This window comes from Bradyrhizobium sp. B097 (genome assembly GCF_038957035.1).
Classification (GTDB): domain Bacteria; phylum Pseudomonadota; class Alphaproteobacteria; order Rhizobiales; family Xanthobacteraceae; genus Bradyrhizobium.
The window spans coordinates 3,894,565-3,915,706 of record NZ_CP152412.1 but is presented as its reverse complement, the minus strand read 5'-3'; the positions used below and the strand labels follow the sequence as shown (position 1 = coordinate 3,915,706).

General features: G+C 64.3%; 21 protein-coding genes and 1 tRNA gene. 7 read left to right on the top strand and 15 right to left on the bottom strand.

Annotation, left to right across the window (positions count from 1 at the left end):
* Positions 1–33 precede the first annotated feature (33 nt).
* The 8 genes from rplJ to AAFG07_RS18255 form a co-directional block, all read right to left on the bottom strand.
* Positions 34–552, bottom strand: a complete 519-nt coding sequence (gene rplJ / locus AAFG07_RS18290; protein WP_092115003.1) for a 50S ribosomal protein L10 — start codon at positions 550–552, stop codon at positions 34–36.
* Between the two features lie 579 nt (positions 553–1,131).
* Positions 1,132–2,085 (bottom strand): 2-hydroxyacid dehydrogenase, encoded by a 954-nt coding sequence (locus AAFG07_RS18285; protein WP_342728486.1) that lies wholly within the window; start codon positions 2,083–2,085, stop codon positions 1,132–1,134.
* A 196-nt stretch (positions 2,086–2,281) separates the two neighbouring features.
* The gene (gene rplA / locus AAFG07_RS18280) at positions 2,282–2,974 is read right to left on the bottom strand and encodes a 50S ribosomal protein L1 (protein WP_029081784.1); all 693 of its coding nucleotides are present in this window, start codon (positions 2,972–2,974) and stop codon (positions 2,282–2,284) included.
* A gap of 6 nt (positions 2,975–2,980) precedes the next feature.
* Positions 2,981–3,409: a 50S ribosomal protein L11 gene (gene rplK, locus AAFG07_RS18275; protein ID WP_066499365.1), complete on the bottom strand. Its 429-nt coding sequence runs from the start codon at positions 3,407–3,409 to the stop codon at positions 2,981–2,983.
* Between the two features lie 130 nt (positions 3,410–3,539).
* Positions 3,540–4,073: a transcription termination/antitermination protein NusG gene (gene nusG, locus AAFG07_RS18270; protein WP_044538613.1), complete on the bottom strand. Its 534-nt coding sequence runs from the start codon at positions 4,071–4,073 to the stop codon at positions 3,540–3,542.
* Positions 4,074–4,093: 20 nt separating this feature from the next.
* Entirely contained in the window at positions 4,094–4,285 is a 192-nt protein-coding gene (secE, locus tag AAFG07_RS18265; RefSeq protein ID WP_092115004.1) for a preprotein translocase subunit SecE, read from the bottom strand.
* A gap of 328 nt (positions 4,286–4,613) precedes the next feature.
* Positions 4,614–5,948, bottom strand: a complete 1,335-nt coding sequence (locus AAFG07_RS18260) for an ATP-binding protein (protein ID WP_342728485.1) — start codon at positions 5,946–5,948, stop codon at positions 4,614–4,616.
* Positions 5,945–6,691 carry a response regulator transcription factor gene (locus AAFG07_RS18255; protein ID WP_342728484.1) on the bottom strand — a complete coding sequence of 249 codons (747 nt, stop codon included), beginning with the start codon at positions 6,689–6,691 and terminating at the stop codon, positions 5,945–5,947. The genes AAFG07_RS18260 and AAFG07_RS18255 overlap by 4 nt, the downstream gene beginning before the upstream one ends.
* A gap of 316 nt (positions 6,692–7,007) precedes the next feature.
* On the opposite strand from AAFG07_RS18255, the gene AAFG07_RS18250 reads away from it, so the two are divergent.
* Complete coding sequence (locus tag AAFG07_RS18250; protein ID WP_342728483.1) at positions 7,008–7,805, top strand: DUF3313 domain-containing protein; 798 nt, start codon at positions 7,008–7,010, stop codon at positions 7,803–7,805.
* A 5-nt stretch (positions 7,806–7,810) separates the two neighbouring features.
* Here AAFG07_RS18250 and AAFG07_RS18245 read toward each other — a convergent pair whose 3' ends face one another.
* Both AAFG07_RS18245 and AAFG07_RS18240 read right to left on the bottom strand, forming a co-directional pair.
* Complete coding sequence (locus AAFG07_RS18245) at positions 7,811–9,424, bottom strand: acyl-CoA synthetase (protein WP_342728482.1); 1,614 nt, start codon at positions 9,422–9,424, stop codon at positions 7,811–7,813.
* Positions 9,425–9,477: 53 nt separating this feature from the next.
* Positions 9,478–10,242, bottom strand: coding sequence for an FCD domain-containing protein (locus tag AAFG07_RS18240; protein WP_342728481.1), 765 nt, complete (start codon positions 10,240–10,242; stop codon positions 9,478–9,480).
* 174 nt (positions 10,243–10,416) lie between these two features.
* On the opposite strand from AAFG07_RS18240, the gene AAFG07_RS18235 reads away from it, so the two are divergent.
* On the top strand, positions 10,417–11,622 hold the full coding sequence (locus AAFG07_RS18235; RefSeq protein WP_342728480.1) for an ABC transporter substrate-binding protein: 1,206 nt from the start codon (positions 10,417–10,419) through the stop codon (positions 11,620–11,622).
* A gap of 64 nt (positions 11,623–11,686) precedes the next feature.
* On the opposite strand, the gene AAFG07_RS18230 is transcribed toward AAFG07_RS18235, so the two are convergent.
* Positions 11,687–11,762: transfer RNA gene (locus AAFG07_RS18230), tRNA-Trp, on the bottom strand.
* Between the two features lie 169 nt (positions 11,763–11,931).
* Here AAFG07_RS18230 and AAFG07_RS18225 point away from each other — a divergent pair.
* Positions 11,932–13,155: a serine hydrolase domain-containing protein gene (locus AAFG07_RS18225; protein WP_342728479.1), complete on the top strand. Its 1,224-nt coding sequence runs from the start codon at positions 11,932–11,934 to the stop codon at positions 13,153–13,155.
* Between the two features lie 169 nt (positions 13,156–13,324).
* Here the strand turns inward: AAFG07_RS18225 and AAFG07_RS18220 are convergent, their stop codons facing one another.
* Together AAFG07_RS18220 and AAFG07_RS18215 are read right to left on the bottom strand one after the other, a co-directional pair.
* On the bottom strand, positions 13,325–14,092 hold the full coding sequence (locus AAFG07_RS18220; RefSeq protein WP_342728478.1) for an SDR family oxidoreductase: 768 nt from the start codon (positions 14,090–14,092) through the stop codon (positions 13,325–13,327).
* A 76-nt stretch (positions 14,093–14,168) separates the two neighbouring features.
* Complete coding sequence (locus tag AAFG07_RS18215) at positions 14,169–14,876, bottom strand: histidine phosphatase family protein (RefSeq protein ID WP_342728477.1); 708 nt, start codon at positions 14,874–14,876, stop codon at positions 14,169–14,171.
* 140 nt (positions 14,877–15,016) lie between these two features.
* Here AAFG07_RS18215 and AAFG07_RS18210 point away from each other — a divergent pair, with 140 nt between their 5' ends.
* The 3 genes from AAFG07_RS18210 (at position 15,017) to lepB (ending at position 18,507) form a co-directional block, all read left to right on the top strand.
* Complete coding sequence (locus AAFG07_RS18210) at positions 15,017–15,802, top strand: SDR family oxidoreductase (protein ID WP_342728476.1); 786 nt, start codon at positions 15,017–15,019, stop codon at positions 15,800–15,802.
* A 597-nt stretch (positions 15,803–16,399) separates the two neighbouring features.
* On the top strand, positions 16,400–17,569 hold the full coding sequence (gene argE, locus AAFG07_RS18205; protein ID WP_342728475.1) for an acetylornithine deacetylase: 1,170 nt from the start codon (positions 16,400–16,402) through the stop codon (positions 17,567–17,569).
* Positions 17,570–17,748: 179 nt separating this feature from the next.
* Positions 17,749–18,507 carry a signal peptidase I gene (lepB, locus tag AAFG07_RS18200; RefSeq protein WP_342728474.1) on the top strand — a complete coding sequence of 253 codons (759 nt, stop codon included), beginning with the start codon at positions 17,749–17,751 and terminating at the stop codon, positions 18,505–18,507.
* A 156-nt stretch (positions 18,508–18,663) separates the two neighbouring features.
* Here the strand turns inward: lepB and AAFG07_RS18195 are convergent, their stop codons facing one another.
* Complete coding sequence (locus tag AAFG07_RS18195) at positions 18,664–18,975, bottom strand: helix-turn-helix domain-containing protein (protein ID WP_342729181.1); 312 nt, start codon at positions 18,973–18,975, stop codon at positions 18,664–18,666.
* Between the two features lie 97 nt (positions 18,976–19,072).
* Between AAFG07_RS18195 and AAFG07_RS18190 the strand changes: the two genes are divergently transcribed.
* The gene (locus tag AAFG07_RS18190; RefSeq protein WP_342728473.1) at positions 19,073–19,825 is read left to right on the top strand and encodes a glucose 1-dehydrogenase; all 753 of its coding nucleotides are present in this window, start codon (positions 19,073–19,075) and stop codon (positions 19,823–19,825) included.
* A gap of 92 nt (positions 19,826–19,917) precedes the next feature.
* Here the strand turns inward: AAFG07_RS18190 and AAFG07_RS18185 are convergent, their stop codons facing one another.
* Entirely contained in the window at positions 19,918–20,796 is an 879-nt protein-coding gene (locus AAFG07_RS18185; RefSeq protein WP_342728472.1) for a DMT family transporter, read from the bottom strand.
* Between the last annotated feature and the right edge of the window lie 346 nt (positions 20,797–21,142).

The window sequence follows — 21,142 nt, the reverse complement described above, 5'->3', positions numbered from 1 at the left end:
TGGTTCGAACCAGGTTTTGAGATTAGCGAAGGGTCAGGCCGCTTCGCTCTTTGAGGCATGAGCCTGAATGACGCGTGCGAGCTTGGCCGCAGGCGCGTTCGACAGCTGAGCGAGCTTGGTCGCCGGCGCCACGATGAGGCCCACGATCTTGCCGCGCAGTTCGTCGAGCGACGGCAGTGAGGCAAGTGCCTTCACGCTGTCGACATTCAGGACGGTTTTACCCATCGAGCCGCCAAGGATGACGAACTTCTCGTTCGCCTTGGCGAATTCGACGGCAACCTTTGGCGCCGCGACCGGATCGTTCGAAGTAGCGATCACAGTCGGCCCCTTCAGCAGGGAGCCGATGGCAGCGACGTCAGTGCCTTCAAGAGCAATTTTGGCGAGACGGTTCTTCGAGACCTTCACCGACGCACCCGCCTGCTTCATCTGCATGCGCAGCTTCTGCATCTGGGCCACGGTGAGGCCGGAATAGTGAGCGACGATCGCAACGCTCGTGGCCTTGAAGGCCTCGTTGAGCTGTCCGACCGCCTCTTTTTTTGCCGCTCGTTCCACAGCAAGCTCTTTCCGGTTGGCGGCCTTTCCGCGAAGGCAGGACCGCCGGGTTGCACCCATCGTCCCGCCCTAAACCTGATCCGTTGGGCGCAAGACCCTTCGGACATGCCGGGCAAGACGACATCTAGAAGCCTGCCCTCCCAGAGCCTTGCGGCCATGGGCTGTCGAGGTTCGAACCAAACCAGCCTCCCAGTCGCGAACAGGCCGCGACGTGGAGCACAAAATCCGGTCTTCACCCGTCTATGCAGGCCATGCGATTAAGCCGTTGAAAACACGAAGTTCTCGCGGGCGCCTGCAGTCTCGGACAGGATCGGGCTATCGGCCGGGGCCGAATGCCCTGCTCTCATTCCGTTGGAGGCGACGGGTTTCCTTCCTTTCGAGCATCCTTGCGGGCATGCGGAAAGGAATGATCTCCTATCACCTCAGGTTTTCGGAATGCGAGCACGGACATGCCAGCAAGTGCCAGCACGCCCGGAAGCCGCTATGTAACCGGTCCCGCCCTGCTTGCCAAGAGCAAATTTCAGACCAGTTTCACATTGCGGCCGGGGAACCGGTTCCGAGGCCGGAACCGCCAGCCGCTCAGGCGCCCCTTACCTCATACGGCAGCGGCTTGCCAGCGAAGAACGCGTCGAGATTGGCGAGGACGCAGTCCTGCATCGCCACGTGCGATTCCAGGGTGTGGCCGCCGATATGCGGCGACAGCACGACGTTCGGCAGCGCGGTCAGTTCGTCCGGCGCGTGCGGCTCCTTGGCGAACACGTCGAGGCCGGCGCCAGCGATCGCGCCATCGGTCAGCGCCGCGAGCAGCGCCTTCTGGTCGATGACGGAGCCGCGCGAGATATTGACCACGATCCCGCTGCTGCCGAGCCGGCGCAGGATGTCGGCATTGACGGCGTGGACCGTGTCCGCGCCGGCGCGCACCGCGATCATCAGCACACTGCACCAGTCGGCGAGCGCCTCGAGGCTCGGAAAGTGCTGATACGGCACGTCCTGCCGTGACCGGCTGAAATAGCCGACCTCGGTCTCGAACGCCGCGACCCGCGTTGCGATCTTGCGGCCGATCTCGCCGAGACCGAAGACACCAACCTTGCGACCGCGGATGCCGGCCTGCGGCCGCATCATCGGCGACGGCTTGGCGGCGATCCAGTCGCCGCTGCGGACATAGTTGTCGGCGACCGGCAGGCGGCGTGTAGCCGCCAGCATCAGCGTCACCGCGATGTCGGCAACCGATGCGGCATTGGCGCCGGGGCTGTGGCCGACCGCAATGCCGCGCCTGGCCGCGGCGGCAAGATCGATCCCCTCATAGCCGGTGCCGTAGCAGATGATCGCGCCAAGCTTCGGCAGCAGGTCCATCGCCTCGCCGCCAAGCGGGGTCCCGCCCGCCGTGATCATCGCCCGGATCTCGCCGAGCTCCGCCGCGGAAAACATCTCGGTCGGCCGCTTGCCCGCGGCATTCAGCAGCTCGTAGCGCTCGCCGAAGCGCACCAGTTCGTTTCTGGGAAAGCGTGAATAGACCAGCACCTTGTCGGGCATTGTTGTTGTTTCCTGCGAGAGGCTTCACCTGGAGCCTTTTCGTTCCGATTGAATCGAAACGAGGCTTTGGATTCCTGTCTTGGCGGGTCTTCTTCACGCGAGTCGGCAGCCACTTCGCGCGAAAACGCTCCGGCAAAACAAAGGGCGGAACCGGTTGCCCGATCCCGCCCTGTCTAACTCGTCACGGCCAGAGACCTCAGCCGAGGATCGTGCCCGGCTCGACCTTCACGCCCGGGCCCATGGTGGAGGAAACCGCCACGCGCTGGATGTAGGTACCCTTGGAACCCGCCGGCTTCGCCTTGGAGACCGCATCCGCGAGCGCCTTGACGTTCTCGACCAGCTTGTCCTCGGAGAACGAGGCCTTGCCGATACCGGCCTGCACGATGCCGGCCTTCTCGACGCGGAACTCGACCGAGCCGCCCTTGGCGCCCTTCACGGCGTTGGTGACGTCCATGGTCACGGTGCCGATCTTCGGGTTCGGCATCATGCCGCGCGGACCGAGCACCTTACCGAGGCGGCCGACCAGCGGCATCATGTCGGGAGTGGCGATACAACGATCGAAGTCGATCGCACCGCCCTGCACCTTCTCGACCAGGTCTTCGGCACCGACGACGTCGGCACCGGCGGCCTTGGCTTCCTCAGCCTTGGCGCCGCGCGCGAACACGCCGACGCGCAGCGTACGGCCGGTTCCGTTCGGCAGGTTGACGACGCCGCGGACCATCTGGTCGGCGTGGCGCGGGTCGACGCCGAGATTGATCGCGATTTCGATCGTCTCGTCGAACTTCGACTTGGCGCGCTCCTTGACCATCTTGATGGCATCCGCGAGCGGGTAGAGCTTCTCGCGATCGACACCCTCGCGGGCCTTCTTCAAACGCTTTCCGATTGCCATGGCCCGTTACCCCGCAACTTCCAGACCCATCGAACGGGCAGAGCCCTCGACCATCTTCATGGCCGATTCGATGGTGTCACAATTCAAGTCCTTCATCTTCTTCTCGGCGATCTCGCGCACCTGCGCCTTGGTCACCTGGCCGGCCTTGTCGCGGCCCGGCGCCTTCGAGCCGGACTGGATCTTGGCAGCCTGCTTGAGGAAGAACGACATCGGGGGCGTCTTCATCTCGAAGGTGAACGAACGATCGGCGTAGATCGTGATCACCACCGGGATTGGGGTATTCTTCTCTTCCTTCTGGGTCTGCGCGTTGAACGCCTTGCAGAATTCCATGATGTTGAGACCGCGCTGACCAAGCGCGGGGCCGATCGGGGGCGAAGGATTCGCCGCACCGGCCGGGACCTGAAGCTTCAGGTATCCGGTCACTTTCTTTGCCATTTATCACTCCTGTTGTGCCGGACGGTGCCGGCGGTTTCAGGTTCCGTGGTTCGGTTGAAGGGGCTGGCGACCGCCTCCTCCCTCCCACGGCCTCTCACTTGACGGGGGGCATATACCCCACGCCGTCCGGTCAGACCACCTTTTCGACCTGACCGAATTCCAGTTCCACAGGGGTCGCACGGCCGAAGATCGACACCGCGACCTTCACGCGCGAGCGCGCCTCGTCGATTTCTTCCACCACGCCGGAGAACGAGGCGAACGGGCCGTCGGCCACGCGCACGTTCTCGCCGATTTCGAACGACACCGACGCCTTCGGACGCTCCACGCCCTCCTGCACCTGGTGCAGGATCCGCATCGCCTCGGATTCCGAGATCGGCATCGGCTTGTTTTCAGCGCCCAGGAAGCCGGTCACCTTCGGGGTGTTCTTGATCAGATGGAACGCCTCGTCGGTCAGCTTCATCTTCACCAGCACATAGCCCGGGAAGAACTTGCGCTCGGCGTCGATCTTGCGGCCGCGGCGCACCTCGGTGACCTTCTCGGTCGGCACCAGCACCTGCTCGAACAGCTCTTCCAGCCCGCGCTGCTTGGCCTGCTCGCGGATCGATTCCGCGACCTTCTTCTCGAAGTTCGAATAGGCGTGAACGATGTACCAGCGCTTGTCCATCAATTGAGTTCCCATGCTCATCAGTGGATGCCCAGTACCAGGGTGATGAGGTAGCGGATGACCTGGTCCGCGGCGAAGAAGAAGATCGAGGCCAGCGCCACCATCACGAACACCATGATGGTGGTGATGGTCGTCTCGCGGCGCGTCGGCCAGGTGACCTTGGCGGTCTCCGAGCGCACTTCCTGCAGGAATTTGAACGGGCTGAAAGCCATCGTGAGATCCGCGCCCGTCTCCGGACGATTTGCAACGTTTCAAGGAATCCGAACAGCCGACCTTGCGGACCCAGCCCTCGTTTGGAAGGTTGAGCCGATAAACGAGCTCGAATGTTCGGGGAATTAGGCCGCGCCGGATATCCGCGATCAAAGCGGGCCGGCTGCGAGTGCCGCGTATCTACTGCGAGACCGGCCAAAGGTCAAGGTCGGCGGGGTCGCCCCCCATCCCGGCCGGGGCCGCGGCGGATCGGAACGGGGCCCCTCGAATCAAGGACTTAGCCGGCTCCCGGCGACATCCCCGCTTGCTGCCGAGATAGCCGTCGCTGGTCTAGGCCGGGGCGGGCTTTGGCGGCAGCAGCATCGATACAAGCAATCCACTCGGCTCCTGCAGCCTCAGTGCGATGCTGCCGCCATGACGTTTGACAATCTCCTGGGCGATCGACAGCCCCAGCCCGAAGCCGCCTTCCTGTCGTGCGTTGTCAGCCTTGAAGAAGGGCTCGAACACCCTGTCGTGCAGCGCCGGCGGGATGCCGGGACCATCGTCGGCCACCTCGATCTCGACGTGGTCGGCCTCCGCAAGGCGGAGCGTCACCACGACCAAGCTGCCGTGCTTGACCGCGTTCTCCACGACATTGGTGACGGCACGCGACAGCGCACGGGGCCGGCAGACATAGGGCAGTCGCGCGGACCCGGAATAGGACACCGCATGGCCCGTGTCGGCAAAGTCCGAGCAGATCGTCTGCAGAAAGCTCGGCAGGTCGATGCACGACAGCGCCTCCGAGCGCGCATCGTCGCGAAGATACTCCAGCGTCTCGTTGATCATGCGCGTCATCTTGGCGATATCGCCCAGCATCGCTGTGCGCAGTGCATCTTCGCGTACCCGCTCGGAGCGCAACCTGAGCCGCGTCAGCGGCGTCCGCAGATCATGACTGATGGCGGCCAGCATCCGCGTGCGGTCGTCGAGCAGCGCAGCGATACGGGTGCGCATGTCGTTCAGCGCGTCGGCAACCTGCGCAATTTCAAGCGGGCCGCGCCGGTGCAGCACCTCGGGAGCTCGCGGCGAGCGGCCGAACGACGTCGCGGCGCTTGCCAATTCCGCCAGCGGTGCGACTACCCAACGCACGGCATAGACCGACAGCAACAGCATCGAGATCAACACGATAGTCGCCATCGCTGCCGCCGGACGGAGCACAAAGGACCAAAAGCCGCCGGCGGTCGCGACGTCGGCCATCAGCGCGTGGCCGTCGTCGAGCTTCACGATCACCTGTGACGCCGAGCCTGCCGGATGACGCAATTCCTCCAGCAACTCAATTCCAGGCTCGGCCGCCAGTTGCCGAAACGCCCGCATGGACGGCCGCGTCTCTCCGATCGTCCGAGGCACAAGTTCGCTCGACGCGACGCGCCTGACATCGAGACCGCCGCGCCTCGCCGTGGCCAGCAGCCCATCCGCTTCGGTTGGCGTCGTCGTGGAGCGCAGGAGCTGTGCGACCTCCGCGATCCGCCCCGCAAGAAACTTCTGCGTGTCATTGACCGAAGGAGAATCGAACAAAAAAATGATGCCTGCCGCCGCGAGCGTGATGCCGATGAGTTCCGACAGCGCGACCAGGCTCATGATCTGCGCAGCAATGCTGCGCGGCATCAGCCGCTGCACCCACCCCATCATGTCTGCTCGACCGCAGGCGTGAAGAGGTAGCCGCCGAGCCGCACCGTCTTGATCATCGAGCGGTCCTTCGGATCCGGCTCGATCTTCTGCCTGATGCGGCTGATATGGACGTCGACGCTGCGCTCGACCGATGCGATCAAACCGCCGAAGGCCTGCTCGATCAGTTGCTCGCGCGACAGCACCTGTCCCGGATTGCGGCAGAACGCCAGTAGCAGATCGAACTCGGCCCCGGTCAGCGTGATGCGCACGCCGGCCGGGTCATGCAGTTCGCGCGTGGTTGGATTGATGCGCCATCCGGCAAAGGTCAAAGGACGTGGCCGGGTGCGCGACGCGGCGCCGCTTTCGACACGACGCAACAGCGCGCGGATGCGGGCCACCAGCTCGCGCGAATTGAACGGCTTGGTGACGTAGTCGTCGGCGCCGAGCTCGAGGCCGAGGATGCGGTCGACGTCCTCGCCCCGCGCCGTGACCATAATGATGGGAATCGATGACGACATGCGCAGGCGTCGGCAGATGCTCAGTCCATCCTCGCCCGGCAGCATCACATCGAGCACGATGAGATCGAAGCTCTCGCGCTTGAGCAACGCATCCATCTCGATGGCCGAACCGACCAGCACCGCTCTGAAGCCGTTGTCCTGCAGCACCTCGGCCAGCATGCGCGCGATATCGGCGTCGTCCTCGACGCAGAGAATACGCGCATTGGTGACGGAGAGAGTCACGAGGTCATATTCCAGGATTTGCATCACGGCACTTTAGAGGCGTCCGCCATGGATGCGCAGCCACGCAAATATTGCGTTTTGTTAAGCCTGCGCGGCCAAATGTGGCTCAAATAGGTCGCGCGATTTCGCGGTCTATAACTGACTTAATATCTCTTAATCCCGGCCTCGGCGGCCTCGCCCTATCGTGCCACGCGATCGTTGCTGGGGTGAGCGGTCGTCGAGGGGTGATATGAAAATTCAGTTTCTACCGAGCGCTGCGACTGATGCGCAGGGCACGGGCCGGGCGTGGCACGATCGCCGGTATATTCGGTTGTCCTCGCTCGTCGGAGCTGCGGCCGCAATGGCGCTGTTGTCGGGCTGCGCCAGCGCGCCGATGACCAAAGGCGGATCACTGGCGTCCTACGACAAGCTGACGCCATCCGACGGGCTGCTGGCGAAATCGCTGGTTCGCGTCAACAAGGACGACGTGCTTGCCGCGAAGACCGTGCGAATCGTGCCGACGACCTTCTCGCAGTCAGCCTCGCCGACGCTGTCGCAAGAGCAGAGGCACCTCGTCGCCAACGTGATCGACCGATCGCTTTGCGTCGGCCTCAGCGATCGGCTCGAAGTCGTTGCTCCAGATCAGCCAGCCGATTTGACCGTGCACGCGCTCGTCACGCAGGCGGCGCCCACCGACGAGGTCGCCGCGGGCGCCTCCACGGTGATCGGCTTTCTGCCGACCGCACTCAGCGCCAACGTGCCCGTGCCGATACCGCGGCTGCCGGTCGGTCTCGGCAGCCTGACCGTCGAAGCCGAGGTGCGCGATCCGGCCAGCCGCCAGCAAGCGGCGATGGTCTGGGCCCGCGGCGCAAATTCATTCACCAACACGCCGAGGGCTTCGAGCGCCGCTGACGCCTACGATCTTGCGTCCTCCTTCAGCGACGATTTCAGCAAGCTCGTCGTCACCGGCGCAACGCCGTTCGGAAAGGTGCCGGAGCTGCCGTCATTCGACAAGATCGGCGCCTCGTTCGGCGGCAAGCCGAAATATGCGGCCTGCGAGGCGTTCGGCCGCAACCCCGGCCTGATCGGCATGGCTGCCGGAAAGCTTGGCTTGCCGCCGGAGTGGTCGGACAAGGCGCCTGCGACGACTGGCCAGTAACCGGTCTATCCGGCAAAGCTCTTCTGCACCGCCTGATCCAGCGTGGCGCCACCGACATAGCGCTGGCGCAGCTCGCGTTTGAGCAGCTTACCGCTCGGGTTCTTCGGCAGGGCATCCACGAAGATGACCCGCTTCGGCACCTTGAAATGGGCCATCGACGCCGCGCAGTGCTTGATCACCGCCTCGGCGTCGAGGCTCTCGCCCGCCTTGGCCACCACGATCGCGGTCACCGCCTCGATCCAGCGCGGATCGGGCAGCCCGACCACCGCGACCTCCGACACCGCCGGCAGCCGGTAGATCATCTCCTCGACCTCGCGGCTCGCGACATTCTCGCCGCCGCTCTTGATCATGTCCTTCACGCGATCGACGACCGTGATGTAGCCGTCGGCATCGACGGTCGCGAGATCGCCGGAATGAAACCAGCCGCCGGCAAATGCCGCCGCGGTCTTGACCGGATCGTTGTAGTAGCCGGACAAGAGATGCGGCGAGCGGTGCACGATCTCGCCGACCTCCCCCACCTCGACGTCGGTCATGTCCGGCTTGACCACCCGCGTCTCGACATTGATCGCCGGCTTGCCGGCCGAGCCGGCCTTCGGCAACTGGTCCGTAGGCGCCAGCACGGTCGCGAGCGGCGCGATCTCGGTCTGGCCGTAGAAATTCCAGAACTTCACGTCGGGCAGCCGGCGCTGCAATTCGAGCAGCACCTCGACCGGCATGATCGAGGCGCCGTAATAGCCCTTGCGCAGGGACGACAGGTCGGTGCGATCGAACGCGCCCGAGCGCAGCATCGCGATCCAGATCGTCGGCGGCGCGAAGAACGCATTGATCTTGTGGGCCGCGATCAGCGCCAGGACATTGTCGGGCACCGGCTTGCCGGTGATGAGACTGGTGGCGCCGAGATAGATCGCGGGCCCCAGGAACACGTCGAGCTGCGCGCAGTGATAGAGCGGCAGCGCGTGCAGCACCGTGTCGTCGGTCGCCATGCCGCCGTCGATGATGCAGCTGACATACTGCCACATCACGGCTTCATGGGTGAGGATGGCGCCCTTCGGCAGCGACTCCGTGCCGCTGGTGTAGATGATCTGCGCGGGATCGCGGCTGTCGACCGCAACCTCCGGCGCCGAGGCGTCGCTGTGCAGCAGGCTGTCGAAGGTCGTGATGCCCTCGGGTGCTGTGGCCGGATCCTCGCCCGGCAGCCAGATCAGGGTTTCGACCGCCGAGCCCTTGGCGGCCGCAGCGTGCGCCGTCTCCACGAAATCGGGGCCGACCGCGAGCAGCTTCGCGCCGGAATTGGCGAGGATGAAACTGATCTCGTCGGGATTGAGCATGAAGTTGATCGGCACCAGGATCGCGCCGATCCGCGCCACCGCGAAGCGCAGCGCGGCGAAGCCATGCGAGTTGCGCGACAGCACCGCGACACGATCGCCCTTCGCAATGCCAAGCGCGAGCAAGCCGCGGCCGAGCCGATTGCAGATCGCGTCCATCTCCGCAAAGCTCCAGCTCACCTCGCCGCAGATCAGCGCGGTCTTGTTGGGGTAGCGCTTGGCCGACCGGCGCAGCAGATCGCCGATGCTGTGCTCGCGGGCGCGCTGGATGGTTGCTGCGATGTCTCCGCTCATTTGTCCCTCCCGAATGTGCTTTTTGTCGTTGTGTTGTTTTCGCCGCGCCGTCGCTATTGCCGGGCGGCGTAGGCATGTTCCATGTAGGTGTGCTCGACCGAGCGATCGAGCGAGGCGATCTTCTCAAAGCCGCGTCGCCAGTCCTGCAAATGCCGCCGGGTCCACAGCACGCCGGCCTCCTTGTCGCGCCCCTTGATCGCATCGAGGATGTGGCGATGCGCCTCGACCAGGCGGGCGCCGCCCTCCGGCACGCCGCCGACGATCATCTCCGTGGTCGGAAAGAACAGCTGCGCGGCGGGCTCGCGGGCGAGCTGCAGCACGCGGTTCTGCGAGGCTTTGGCCATCAGCACGTGGAATTCCGCATCGAGCTCGGCGAGATCGGCGGGATTGCCGACCACCGCCGCGCTGCGCTCGAGATTGCCGATGAGCTCGGCGATGTTCGCCTCGGTCGCGCGCTCCACCGCACCCTCGACGCTCGCGACCTCCAGCGTCATCGACGTCTCGAACAATTCGCGGAACGTCACCTCATGCAGGATCAGCGCGCGGGACAGCCGCGTGGCGAGCTTGTTGTAGCGCGGCAGGCACGCCTGCAAGCGGCGGCTGGAATCGCGGCGGATCAGCCCGCCCTCCTCGAGCACGCGAATGCCTTCGCGCACCGTCGAGCGGTTGACGCCGAACTGCGCGACGAGTTGCTGCTCGGTGCCGATCGGCTCGCCCGGCTTGATCCGGCCGTTGACGATCTCGCGTTCGATCGCGTCCGCGACCTTCTGATAGGCCGGCGCGACATCGATGCGTCGGAACAGCGGCGTGGTGGACACCCTTGGCTCCCGATTGTCGTTTGTCGGACAAAAGATAGGCGAAGCCATCTAGTGCGTCAAATCGGCGTTATTGGCCGGATTGTCGCACCCGCCCGGCACGAATTGACACCGGAACCGGGCAAATCTAGCTTTGTCGGACAAACCGATAAAAGCATCCTGGGGAGGCGCATCACCATGAAATCCATCGTCACGAGTCTGTCCGCCGCCGGCCTGATCGCCGCCGCGCTGGCGGGACCCGCGCTCGCGCAACAGACGCCGCTCAAGATCGGCGTGCTGACCGATTTCCAGTCGGTCTATGCGGACATCGGCGGCGCCGGGAATGTCGAGGCCACCAAGATGGCGATCGAGGAGTTCGGCGGCTCGATGTTCGGCAAGCCGATCGAGCTCGTCACCGCCGACGCCCTCAACAAGGCCGACGTCGCCGCCACCATCACCCGCAAATGGTACGAGGCCGAGAATGTCGACATGATCATCGACATGCCGACCTCGGCGACGGCGCTCGCCGGCATGGAGATGTCGAAGCAGTTCGAGAAGATCATGATCGTGACTGACGCGGCGAGCTCCGACATCACGGGCAAATCCTGCTCGCCCTACACGCTGCACTGGACCTACGACACCTACGCCAACGCCCACACTGTCGGCAGTGCGATCGTCAAGAACGGCGGCGACAGCTGGTTCTTCATCACCGCCGACTACGTGTTCGGCCATTCGATCGAGCGCGACACTGGCGACGTGGTCCGCGCCGCCGGCGGCAAGGTGCTCGGCAGCGCCCGGCATCCGCTCAACACGCCGGACTTCTCCTCCTTCCTGCTGCAGGCGCAATCGTCGAAGGCGAAGATCGTCGGTCTCGCCAATGGCGGCGGCGACACCATCAACGCGATCAAGCAGGCCGCCGAATTCGGCATCGTGGCGGGCGGGCAGAATCTGGCTGGTATCGTGATGTTCATCTCGGACATCCACAGCCTCGGCCTGAAGCTCGCGCAGGGCCTGATCATCACCGAGGCCTACTACTGGGATCTCAATGACCGCACCCGCGCCTTCGGCAAGCGCTTCTTCGAGCGCATGAAGCGGATGCCGACCATGAATCAGGCCGCGACCTACAGCGCCACCCTGCACTACCTCAACGCGGTGAAGGCCGCCGGCACCAAAGAGACCAAGCCGGTGCTGGCGAAGATGCGCGCGACCCCGGTCCGCGACGCCTTCACAGACAACGGCGTGGTGCGCGAGGACGGCCGCATGGAGCACTCGATGTTCCTGTTCGAGGTCAAGAAGCCCGAGGAGTCGAAGGCGCCGTGGGATTACTACAAGGTGCTCGCCGAGGTGCCCGGCGACCAGGCATTCCGACCGCTGAAGGACGGCGGCTGCCCGCTCGTCAAGTGAGTGAATACAATCATGGCCGGGGTCCAGGAGCTCGGCCAACACGTTCAAATGATTAGGGAAAATCTGGCAGGAGTGGCAGGGCTCGAACCTGCGACCCCCGGTTTTGGAGACCGGTGCTCTACCAATTGAGCTACACTCCTGCAGGGAACCGGCGTCGCCGCCGGTTCGCGCCGTTTCAAGCACAGGGCATGGCCGGTTTGCAAGGGCGAAGCGGTGAAGCTTCTGTTCATTGCAAAACTTCTGCGCCAGACTTCGTCCATCACACCACGTCGGCGCTCCGCCACAAGAATCAAGAACCCGGGAGAGACCATGAACGCCCAGACCGCCACCAAGCACGCCGCCAGCCAAACCACCCCGTCCCTCCCCCTCGCCAAGCCCGAATCGATCGGACTGTCGAGCACGCGGCTGCAGGCGCTGTCCAACACCTTCAAGCGCGAGGTCGACAAGGGAACCGCGCCCGGCTTTACGGTGCTGGTGGCGCGGCGCGGCCAGATCGGCTGGTTCGACGCGATCGGGCGGCAAAGCCCGGCGGCCTCCGCGCCGATGACGCATGACACGATCTTCCGCATTTTCTCGATGACTAAGCCGATCGTCTCGGTCGGCATCATGATGCTGCTGGAGGACGGCCACTTCCTCCTCAATGACCCCGTCGCGAAGTTCATCCCCGAATTCGCCGAGACCAAGGTCGGCGTCGAGCACAACGGCAAGCTCGAGCTGGTCCCGGTCCAGCGGCAGATGACGATTCAGGACCTGCTGCGCCACACCTCCGGCCTGACTTATGACCACACCGGCAACGGCCCCGTGCAGCAGCTCTACCAGCAGTCGCGGCTGCGCAGCCGCAAGATCACCAATGCAGAGCACGCCACCATGCTCGCCGGTATGCCGCTGGTCTGCCAGCCCGGCGCCGAGTGGAACTACAGCCGCTCCACCGACATCCTCGGCCGCATCATCGAAGTGGTCAGCGGGAAGACGCTCGGCGAATTCCTCGGCGAGCGCATCCTCTCGCCGCTGCAGATGAATGAGACCGCCTTCCACACGCCGGAAGCCAATGCCGGCCGTCTCGCCGAGGCCTTTGCCAACGATCCCTGGACCAACGAGAAGGTGCAGCTGTTCAACATGCTGGAGAAGCCGGCGATGGAATCCGGCGGCGGCGGACTTGTTTCGACCACGATGGACTATGCCCGCTTCGCGCAGATGCTGCTGGGCGGCGGCGCGCTCGACGGCACCAGGATCATCGGCCGCAAGACGCTCGAATTCATGGCGTCCGATCACCTGGGCGCCGGCGTCAAGGTCCAGGGCACGCTGGTGTCGCCCGGCCACAGCTTCGGCCTCGGCTTCGCCGTGCGCATGCAGCAGGGCATCGCGCCGTTCTCCGGCTCGGTCGGCCAGTACTTCTGGAGCGGCATGGCCGGCACGTTCTTTTGGATCGATCCGAGCGAAGACCTGATCGCGGTCTTCATGATGCAGGGCCCGGGCCAGCGCGAATATACCCGCTCGCTGGTGCGCAACGGCGTGTACGCGGCGGTGGAGTGATTGGGACACTCCTCGCTCCATCCAAGACGGTCATCGCCCGGCTTGACCGGGCGATCCAGTACGCCGCAGCCCCTCGGCTCAATAATGACTGCCTCTGGAATACTGGATCACCCGCTTTCGCGGGTGATGACAGATTGAGTATGGCGCGCTTTGCGCACCAACGCCGGCGTCAGCTGATCGTCGCGCCGCCGTCGATCACGATGGTCTGGCCGGTGAGGAAGTCGCCGGCGCGCGAGCCCATCAACACGGCGGCGCCCGCGATCTCGTCAGGCACGCCGATCCGCAGCAGCGGCGAGCGCGCGGTCGAGGCCTTCAGCGTGTCCGGATTGTCCCACAGCGCCTTGGCGAAATCAGTCTTGATCAGGCCCGGCGCGATGCAGTTCACGCGGATATTGTGCTTGCCATATTCGCAAGCGAGGTTGCGCGCGAGCTGCATGTCGGCGGCCTTGGAGATCGCGTAGGCGCCGAGCACGGTTGAGCCCTTGAGGCCACCGATCGAGGACACGATGATGATAGAGCCGTCCTTGCGCTCGATCATCTGCGGCACCACCATCGAGATCAGCCAGTTGTTGGCGACGATGTTGTTGTCGAGGATCTTGCGGAACTGATCGTCGGAGATGCCGGCAAGCGGACCGTAATACGGGTTCGACGCCGCGTTGCAGACCAGCACGTCGATCTTGCCGAAGGCGCGATTGCTCTCGTCGACCAGATTTTGCAAGTTTTCCTTCGACGAGATGTTAGCCGCGATCGCGACCGCGGTGCCCTTGCCGAACTTGCCGTTGATGTCGGCCGCGACCTGCTCGCAGACGTCGGCCTTGCGCGAGGAGATCACGACCTTGGCGCCGTGCTCGGCCATGCGCTCGGCAATGGCGAGCCCGATGCCGCGCGTCGAACCGGTGATGACGGCGACTTTTCCCTTCATGTCGAACAAGGTCATGTTTCTCTCCCAGGTGTGAAGTGTTTGAATTCTGCGGTTGAGCTTAGGCAGCGTTCCGGTGTTGCGATAGCGGCAATCACGCAAGCTTGCTCGCCGGCCGGACTTCAGGTCCGGACGGTTGATGCATCGCGGCGTGGCGCGGATCGGCGATCCAGGGCTGCTGGTTCACCATCGGCAGCCGCCAGGTCGACAGGCCGATGCCCGCGATGTGATCGAGCCGCGTCACCGAAACATTGTCGATGTCGAACGACAGTCCCCTGTCCGGCTGGCCGCCGAGCGCGAGACCGACCGCGGCCCGGATCACGCCGCCATGACCGACCGCGATGATATTCTTGCCCGGCTCCGCAGCCGTGATCCGCACGATCGTGCGGCAGACCCGTGTGTAGAGATCCATGAAGCTCTCGCCGCCGGGTGCGGGCTCGTTGACATCGGCAAACCAGCTTCTGCCAGGTGGCTGGCTCGCGAGCAGTGCGGCGCGGTTCATGCCCTGCCACTGGCCGAGATGTTGCTCGGCGAAGTCGCGTTCCTGAATCATGTTGGCCGGCTTCGGAAAACCTGCGGCCCAGATCGCTTCCGCGGTCTTGTGCGTGCGCTTCAGATTGCTCGAATACCAGACTGCATCGCGCGGCAGCATTTTTGCGACCGCCTCGAACACTTCGACATCGCCGGTGTCGCAATCAATGTCCTCTTGCCCGTAGATATTTCCGCCGTCGCTGCGCACCGGTGCGTGGCGAACCCACCACCACCGCGTCACCGTCACGTTAGGCTTGTCTGGATTGGACATCGGATGAGCCCTTCAATACTGTCCCCCGTCGCTGTACGTCACGCCGCACATCGTCTCAAGTGCTTCGGACGTTTGAAATTTTGTTTGAATTCCGTCGCGCGGCAGACGCGCCACGGACCACGTGAACAGGGAGAAAAACCATGGGCCGCCTCGAAGGCAAATCCGTCATCATCACCGGCGCTGGAAGCGGCATCGGCCGCGCCGCCTCGCTGCTGTTCACCAAGGAAGGCGCCAAGCTGATCGCGGTCGATCGCAGCGAGGCTGTGAACGAGACCGCCAAGCTGGTGCGCGATGCCGGCGGCACCGTCGAAGCCGTCACCGCCGATGCCGGCTCGGAGAGCGACGTGAAGGCCTTCATCGACAAGGCGCTGTCGAAATACGGCAAGCTCGATGCGATCTGGGCCAATGCCGGCGTCAGCGGCGGCCTCGTGCCGCTCGCCGACCAGACCCCGGAACATTGGCAGGAAGTGCTGCGCGTCAATCTGATCGGCCCGTTCCTCGCGATCAAGCATTCGATCCCGCACATGACCAAGCAGGGTTCCGGCTCGATCGTCTGCACCGCCTCCGTCGCGGGCCTGAAGTCCGGCGCCAGCGGACATCCCTACGGCGCGAGCAAGGCCGGCGTCATCAGCCTGGTGCAGACCACCGCCTATTCGCTCTCCGGCACCGGCGTGCGCATCAACGCGGTCTGCCCGGGCTTGATCGAGACCGGCATGACCAAACCGGTGTTCGATCGCGCCAAGGAGCGCGGCACCCAGGACAAGATCGGCCAGCTCAATCCGCTGAAGCGCCCCGGCCAGCCGCACGAACTCGCCGCGATGGGATTGTTCCTGGCGAGCGATGAGGCGTCCTACGTCAACGGCCAGGCCATCCCCGTCGACGGCGGCCTCACCGCGTCGATGCCGTATACGGGCAAGCCGATCTAGCAACGGCGTTCTCCGTTCGCGGCGCAAGCCGGAATGGCGCGATGACGGCGCCACATCCACCACCGTCGTCCCATCCCCCGTGCATTTCGCACTGGCTCGGGACGACGATGAGGATGGTTCTCGATTCAAGTTATCACACCACGCGATGTCATCACCCGCGCATGCGGGTGATCCAGTATTCCAGAGACGCCGGTTGTTGAACCGAGGGGCCGCGGCGTACTGGATCGCCCGGTCGAGCCGGGCGATGACAGTGTGGGTGCCTTGCACACCATCGTCGTCCTGGCGAAAGCCAGGACCCATAACCACCGCATTTGATGATGGATGGGATCGCGGCCCCAGCATCGTGCAACTATTCTCATTTGGGGTAATGGGTCCTGGCTTTCGCCAGGACGACATCGAATGTGCTGCGCATCGAGAGCCGTAGGATGGGTAGAGCGAAGCTAAACCCATCATCTCACGGCGCGGATGCATCTTTATCGGCAGGCAGCGGCCCGAATTTTGCTTGGCGGCGGCAGGCAAACCAGCTGTTATACTTTGCTGGCAGGATCGCCGGCACATCAGCAATTCCTTGCACACTCCCTCGCACACGAACAGGCAATGCAAAATCAACGCCCCGACCGTATCCGCAAGCTCTTGGCCGACCTCGTCGCGTTCGACACCATCAGCGACCGCAGCAACCTGCCCCTGATCGACTACATCGAGCGCTACCTCGCCTCGCTCGGCGTCACCGGACAGCGCATCGTCGATGACACCGGACAGAAGTCTTCGTTGTGGGTCACGGTCGGCCCCGAGGACAAACCCGGGCTGGTGCTGTCGGGGCATACCGATGTCGTGCCGGTTGCGGGACAGGACTGGAGCCACAACCCGTTCGAACTCGTCGAGCGTGACGGGCGGCTTTACGGCCGCGGCACCACCGACATGAAGGGCTTCGTCGCGGTCTGTCTCGCGATGGTTCCGGAAATGCTCGCGGCCGATCTGAAGACGCCGATCAATCTTGCGATCTCCTATGACGAGGAGATCGGTTGCGTCGGCGTGCGCCCGATGCTGCGCGAGGTCGCACGCAAGCCGATCAGGCCGCTCGGCTGTTTCGTCGGCGAACCGACCCGGATGCAGGTGATCATCGGCCACAAGGGCAAGCACGGCGTGCGCGCCACGTTCCGCGGGCTCGCCCGTCACTCCTCGATCGCGCCCGACGGCGTCAACGCCATCGAATACGCGGCCGATCTGATCACCGAGATCCGCCGCCGAGCCGCGTTGCTGGCCACGGATGCGGAGCGAGACAGCCTCTACGACGTCCCGCACTCGACCCTGCTCACCAGCATCGTGCATGGCGGCGCCGCGCTGAACATCGTGCCCGACAATTGCGTGGTAGAATTCGAATGCCGCGGCATCGGCATCACCGAGTCCCGGCAGGTGACGGACGCGATCATCGCCTGGGCGAAAGCCGAGATCGAGCCTGACATGCGCAAGCGGAATCCGGAGTGCGGCATCGATTTCGAGGAGATCCTCGACTACCCCGCGCTCGACACCGCGGCGGACGCAGCCATCGTCACGCTCGCCAAGCAGCTCGCCGGCCGCAACGACCACGCCAAGGTCGCGTTCGGCACCGAGGCCAGCCTGTTCGTCAGCATGGCCGATGTGCCGTCCGTGGTGGTCGGCCCCGGCTCTATCGCGCAGGCGCATACGCCGGATGAATTCGTCGAGATGTCGCAGCTCGAGGCTTGCGGCGAATTCGTCGCACGGCTGATCGCGCATTGCGCGAAGTGAATTGATTTCGTAGCGCGCATGAGCGACTTGTCCGTCATAGCTCGAAGAGCGACGGCGGAAGCGATATGCGGGAACAGTTCCCCGGGTATCGCTTTCGCTCACCCGGGCTACGTAGTTGATCGGGCGTTACGCGAAGTGATGCTCTGCTGCGTAAGGCGTGAAACGGGAGCCCCGGAACCATGTCGACCGAGAAAGAACGTCAGCAAGGCGGAATCGCGGAAACCTTCCGCGTGGCCGTGCAGGCGTTGATCATCGCGCTGGTGATCCGCACCTTCCTGTTCCAGTCGTTCAACATTCCGTCCGAGTCGATGGAATCGACGTTGCTGGTCGGCGACTACCTTTTCCTCTCGAAATACAGCTACGGCTACACGCACTACTCCCTGCCCTTCTCGCCGCCGCTGTTCTCCGGCCGCATCTTCGGCTCCGAACCCAAGCCCGGCGATGTCGTGGTGTTCCGGCTGCCGAGCGACGACTCCGTTGATTTCATCAAGCGCGTGATCGGCCTGCCCGGCGATCGCATTCAGATGATCGACGGGCAGCTGTACATCAACGGCACTGCGGTGAAGCGCGAGCGGGTCGATGACTATGTCGATCGCGACGAGGGGCCGCGCCCGGTCCGCGTCAAGCGCTGGCGCGAGACCCTGCCGAACGGGGTCAGCTACGACACGCTCGATCGCATCGAGCGTTCCGAATACGACAACACGCCGGTCTATGTGGTGCCGCCGGGGCATTTCTTCGCGATGGGCGACAACCGCGACAACTCGGCCGACAGCCGCGTGCCGCCGGCGCGCGGCGGCGTCGGTTACGTGCCGTTCGAGAACCTGATCGGGCAAGCCAAGGTGATCTTTTTCTCGATCGGCAATGACGCGCCGGCATGGCAAGTCTGGCACTGGCCGTCCTCGGTGCGCTGGAACCGGCTGTTCACCGGCATTCACTGACGAGCGAGCGGCGCCGATCAAGACGTAGCCCGCATGAGCGACTTGTCCGCCATAGCTCGAAGAGCGACGGCGGAAGCGATATGCGGGAAGGCCAATCCGCCATTGCAGCTGCGTTGAACGAACGGCAGATTAGGCTTCGTTGATCCGCCCTGTGCGCTATTCCGGATACCCCAGGATCGTCTTGAGCAATTTGGGAAAGCGCGCATTGATATCGGCTTCGCGCACCACATTGCGATGCTCGACGCCTTTTTTTGAGGTTTGAATCAAGCCGGCTTCGCGCAGGACGCGGAAGTGGTTCGACAGCGTCGATTTGGCCATGCCAGGGCACGGCGCCGCCGCCGTACACGACATGCAATCGTCCCGCTCGAGCAGGCTCCTGACAATCTTCAACCGCATCGGGTCCGCGAGTGCTGCCAGCACTCCGGCCAATGTGATGTCCTCACGCGACGGGTGAACGAACTGCACCATCACGAAATATATAGCGCTGCCCTTGAACAGCTTCAATAGTTCACTATTACTGAACTATTGAACAAACTCCGCATCCGCGCGGGCAATGGAGAAGAAGATGAGCAAAAGACTCGAGGGCAAAGTGGCGCTGGTAACCGGCGCGTCAAAGGGGATCGGCGCCGAGATCGCAATCCGCCTGGCCGCGGAGGGAGCCGCGGTTGCTGTCAACTACAGCGCCAGCAAACAGGCAGCAGAGCGTGTCGTGGATACGATCACCAGCAAGGGCGGCAAAGCCATCGCTGTCCACGGCAATCTCACCGACGCCAGCCACGTGAAGTCGGTGGTGGCCGAGACCGTCAAGGCATTTGGTCCGATCGATATCCTGGTCAACAATGCCGGCCTCTACGAGTTCGCACCGCTGGATGGCATCACCGCCGAGCACATCCACAAGCATTTCGATCTCAACGTGCTTGGCCTGTTGCTGGTGTCGCAGGAAGCCGCGCGGCACTTCAATACGGCAGGCGGCAGCATCATCAATATCAGCTCCGGCGTATCGACGATCGCGCCGCCGAACACCGCCGTCTATACTGCGACCAAAGCCGCGGTGGATGCGATCTCCTCGGTGCTGTCGAAGGAACTGGCGCCGCGCAAGATCCGCGTCAACACCGTCAACCCCGGCATGATTGCTACCGAAGGCGTTGTTTCCGCCGGCCTTGCCGAAGGCGACATGCGCAAGTGGATCGAATCCACCACGCCGCTGGCACGGATCGGCAAGGTCGAGGAGATCGCAGCCGCAGTGGCCTTTTTCGCCTCGAACGATGCCTCCTACGTCACCGGCGAAACGTTGCACGTGACGGGCGGTCTCCGCTGAGGCGGTTGTTTTCGTCATGCCCGGGTATCGGGCCTTGAACCTGCGATAGCCGTAGGGCGGATGACGCTGCGCGAAATCCGCCCTACAAATCTTCACAACCCATCCGGCGGCAGGCCCGGCCCCGTCGCGGCGGGGCGGAGCTTGTCGCGCTTGCGCTCGCGGTAGAAGGCATAGAGGCCGGAGGCGACGATGATCGCAGCGCCCGCGAGCATCTGAACATCGGGCCGGTGGCCGAAGGCGAGATAGCCGAGCAGCATCGCCCACAGCAATGCGGAGTAACGGAACGGCGCCACCGCCGAGATGTCGCCCGTGCGCAGCGACACGATGATGCATTGGTAGCCGATCAGGATCAGCACCGCGGCGAATGTGAGCAGGCCGAGGGCGTGGCCCGACGGCGGCTTCCAGCCGCCGAGCGGGACCAGAACGGCAGCGCCGGCCGTCGTCACCGTCACGGTGGTGAGCAGCGTGATGAACACGGTCGGCAGCGCCTTCGGAATGCGGCGGGTGGCGAGATCGCGCACCGCGCAGAAGCCGACCGACGCCAGCGCCAAGAGTGAGGCCTGGCTGAAGCCCTCCGCCCCCGGCCGCACGATGACCAGCACACCGATGAAGCCGGCGGCGATCGCAAGCCAGCGCCGCCAGCCGACCGGCTCGCCGAACACCAGCGCCGCGCCCAGCGTGATGACGAGCGGCAGCGCCTGGAAGATCGCCGACGCATTGGCGAGCGGGATCTGCGAAATCGCCGAGAGATAGGTCAGCGTGCCGCCGATCTCGCCCATCACGCGCAGTCCGACCGGCCAGATCAGCAGTGCGCCAAGGCTGCGGAACGCGTCGCGGTACCAGGCAAGTGCTGCGACCAGCACCATCGCGACCAGGCCGCGGACCAGCAGGATCTCCCCGATGTTGAGCTCCGCCGACACCGCCTTGGTGATGGCGTCGTTGGCCGTGAAGCTGGCCATGGCCGCAGCCATGAACAGGCTGCCGCGAAGATTCGGGGAAAGGGGCAAAGTGAAAATGTCCGATCAGGACCAGGGCGGGCGTTGACCGGACTGACTTGCCAAAGCGGCGCCGCGAACTCAAGTCACAGATGGCTACAATGCGGAAACATGCCGCACCACGCAGAAGCGGCGCGATTTTGCTCCCTCGCCCCGCTCTTGCGGGGAGAGGGTTGGGGTGAGGGGCTGCTTCCGCAAATTCGGTGAGATATGGACTCGCGGAGACTCCCCCTCACCCGGATCGCATCTTGCGATGCGATCCGACCTCTCCCCGCAAGCGGGGCGAGGTAAGGCGGAAGCAGAAGCGGCGCGAACCCTGGGG

Coding starts and splice junctions, on each gene's coding strand:
- AAFG07_RS18245 (WP_342728482.1), bottom strand. CDS start 9,424: ATGAGCGGAGACATCGCAGCAACCATCCAGCGCGCCCGCGAGCACAGC.
- AAFG07_RS18215 (WP_342728477.1), bottom strand. CDS start 14,876: ATGTCCAATCCAGACAAGCCTAACGTGACGGTGACGCGGTGGTGGTGG.
- AAFG07_RS18195 (WP_342729181.1), bottom strand. CDS start 18,975: ATGGTGCAGTTCGTTCACCCGTCGCGTGAGGACATCACATTGGCCGGA.
- AAFG07_RS18260 (WP_342728485.1), bottom strand. CDS start 5,948: ATGATGGGGTGGGTGCAGCGGCTGATGCCGCGCAGCATTGCTGCGCAG.
- AAFG07_RS18220 (WP_342728478.1), bottom strand. CDS start 14,092: ATGACCTTGTTCGACATGAAGGGAAAAGTCGCCGTCATCACCGGTTCG.
- lepB (WP_342728474.1), top strand. CDS start 17,749: ATGTCGACCGAGAAAGAACGTCAGCAAGGCGGAATCGCGGAAACCTTC.
- rplA (WP_029081784.1), bottom strand. CDS start 2,974: ATGGCAATCGGAAAGCGTTTGAAGAAGGCCCGCGAGGGTGTCGATCGC.
- AAFG07_RS18285 (WP_342728486.1), bottom strand. CDS start 2,085: ATGCCCGACAAGGTGCTGGTCTATTCACGCTTTCCCAGAAACGAACTG.
- nusG (WP_044538613.1), bottom strand. CDS start 4,073: ATGGACAAGCGCTGGTACATCGTTCACGCCTATTCGAACTTCGAGAAG.
- AAFG07_RS18210 (WP_342728476.1), top strand. CDS start 15,017: ATGGGCCGCCTCGAAGGCAAATCCGTCATCATCACCGGCGCTGGAAGC.
- rplK (WP_066499365.1), bottom strand. CDS start 3,409: ATGGCAAAGAAAGTGACCGGATACCTGAAGCTTCAGGTCCCGGCCGGT.
- AAFG07_RS18190 (WP_342728473.1), top strand. CDS start 19,073: ATGAGCAAAAGACTCGAGGGCAAAGTGGCGCTGGTAACCGGCGCGTCA.
- AAFG07_RS18250 (WP_342728483.1), top strand. CDS start 7,008: ATGGCGCTGTTGTCGGGCTGCGCCAGCGCGCCGATGACCAAAGGCGGA.
- AAFG07_RS18255 (WP_342728484.1), bottom strand. CDS start 6,691: ATGCAAATCCTGGAATATGACCTCGTGACTCTCTCCGTCACCAATGCG.
- AAFG07_RS18185 (WP_342728472.1), bottom strand. CDS start 20,796: ATGGCTGCGGCCATGGCCAGCTTCACGGCCAACGACGCCATCACCAAG.
- argE (WP_342728475.1), top strand. CDS start 16,400: ATGCAAAATCAACGCCCCGACCGTATCCGCAAGCTCTTGGCCGACCTC.
- AAFG07_RS18225 (WP_342728479.1), top strand. CDS start 11,932: ATGAACGCCCAGACCGCCACCAAGCACGCCGCCAGCCAAACCACCCCG.
- AAFG07_RS18235 (WP_342728480.1), top strand. CDS start 10,417: ATGAAATCCATCGTCACGAGTCTGTCCGCCGCCGGCCTGATCGCCGCC.
- secE (WP_092115004.1), bottom strand. CDS start 4,285: ATGGCTTTCAGCCCGTTCAAATTCCTGCAGGAAGTGCGCTCGGAGACC.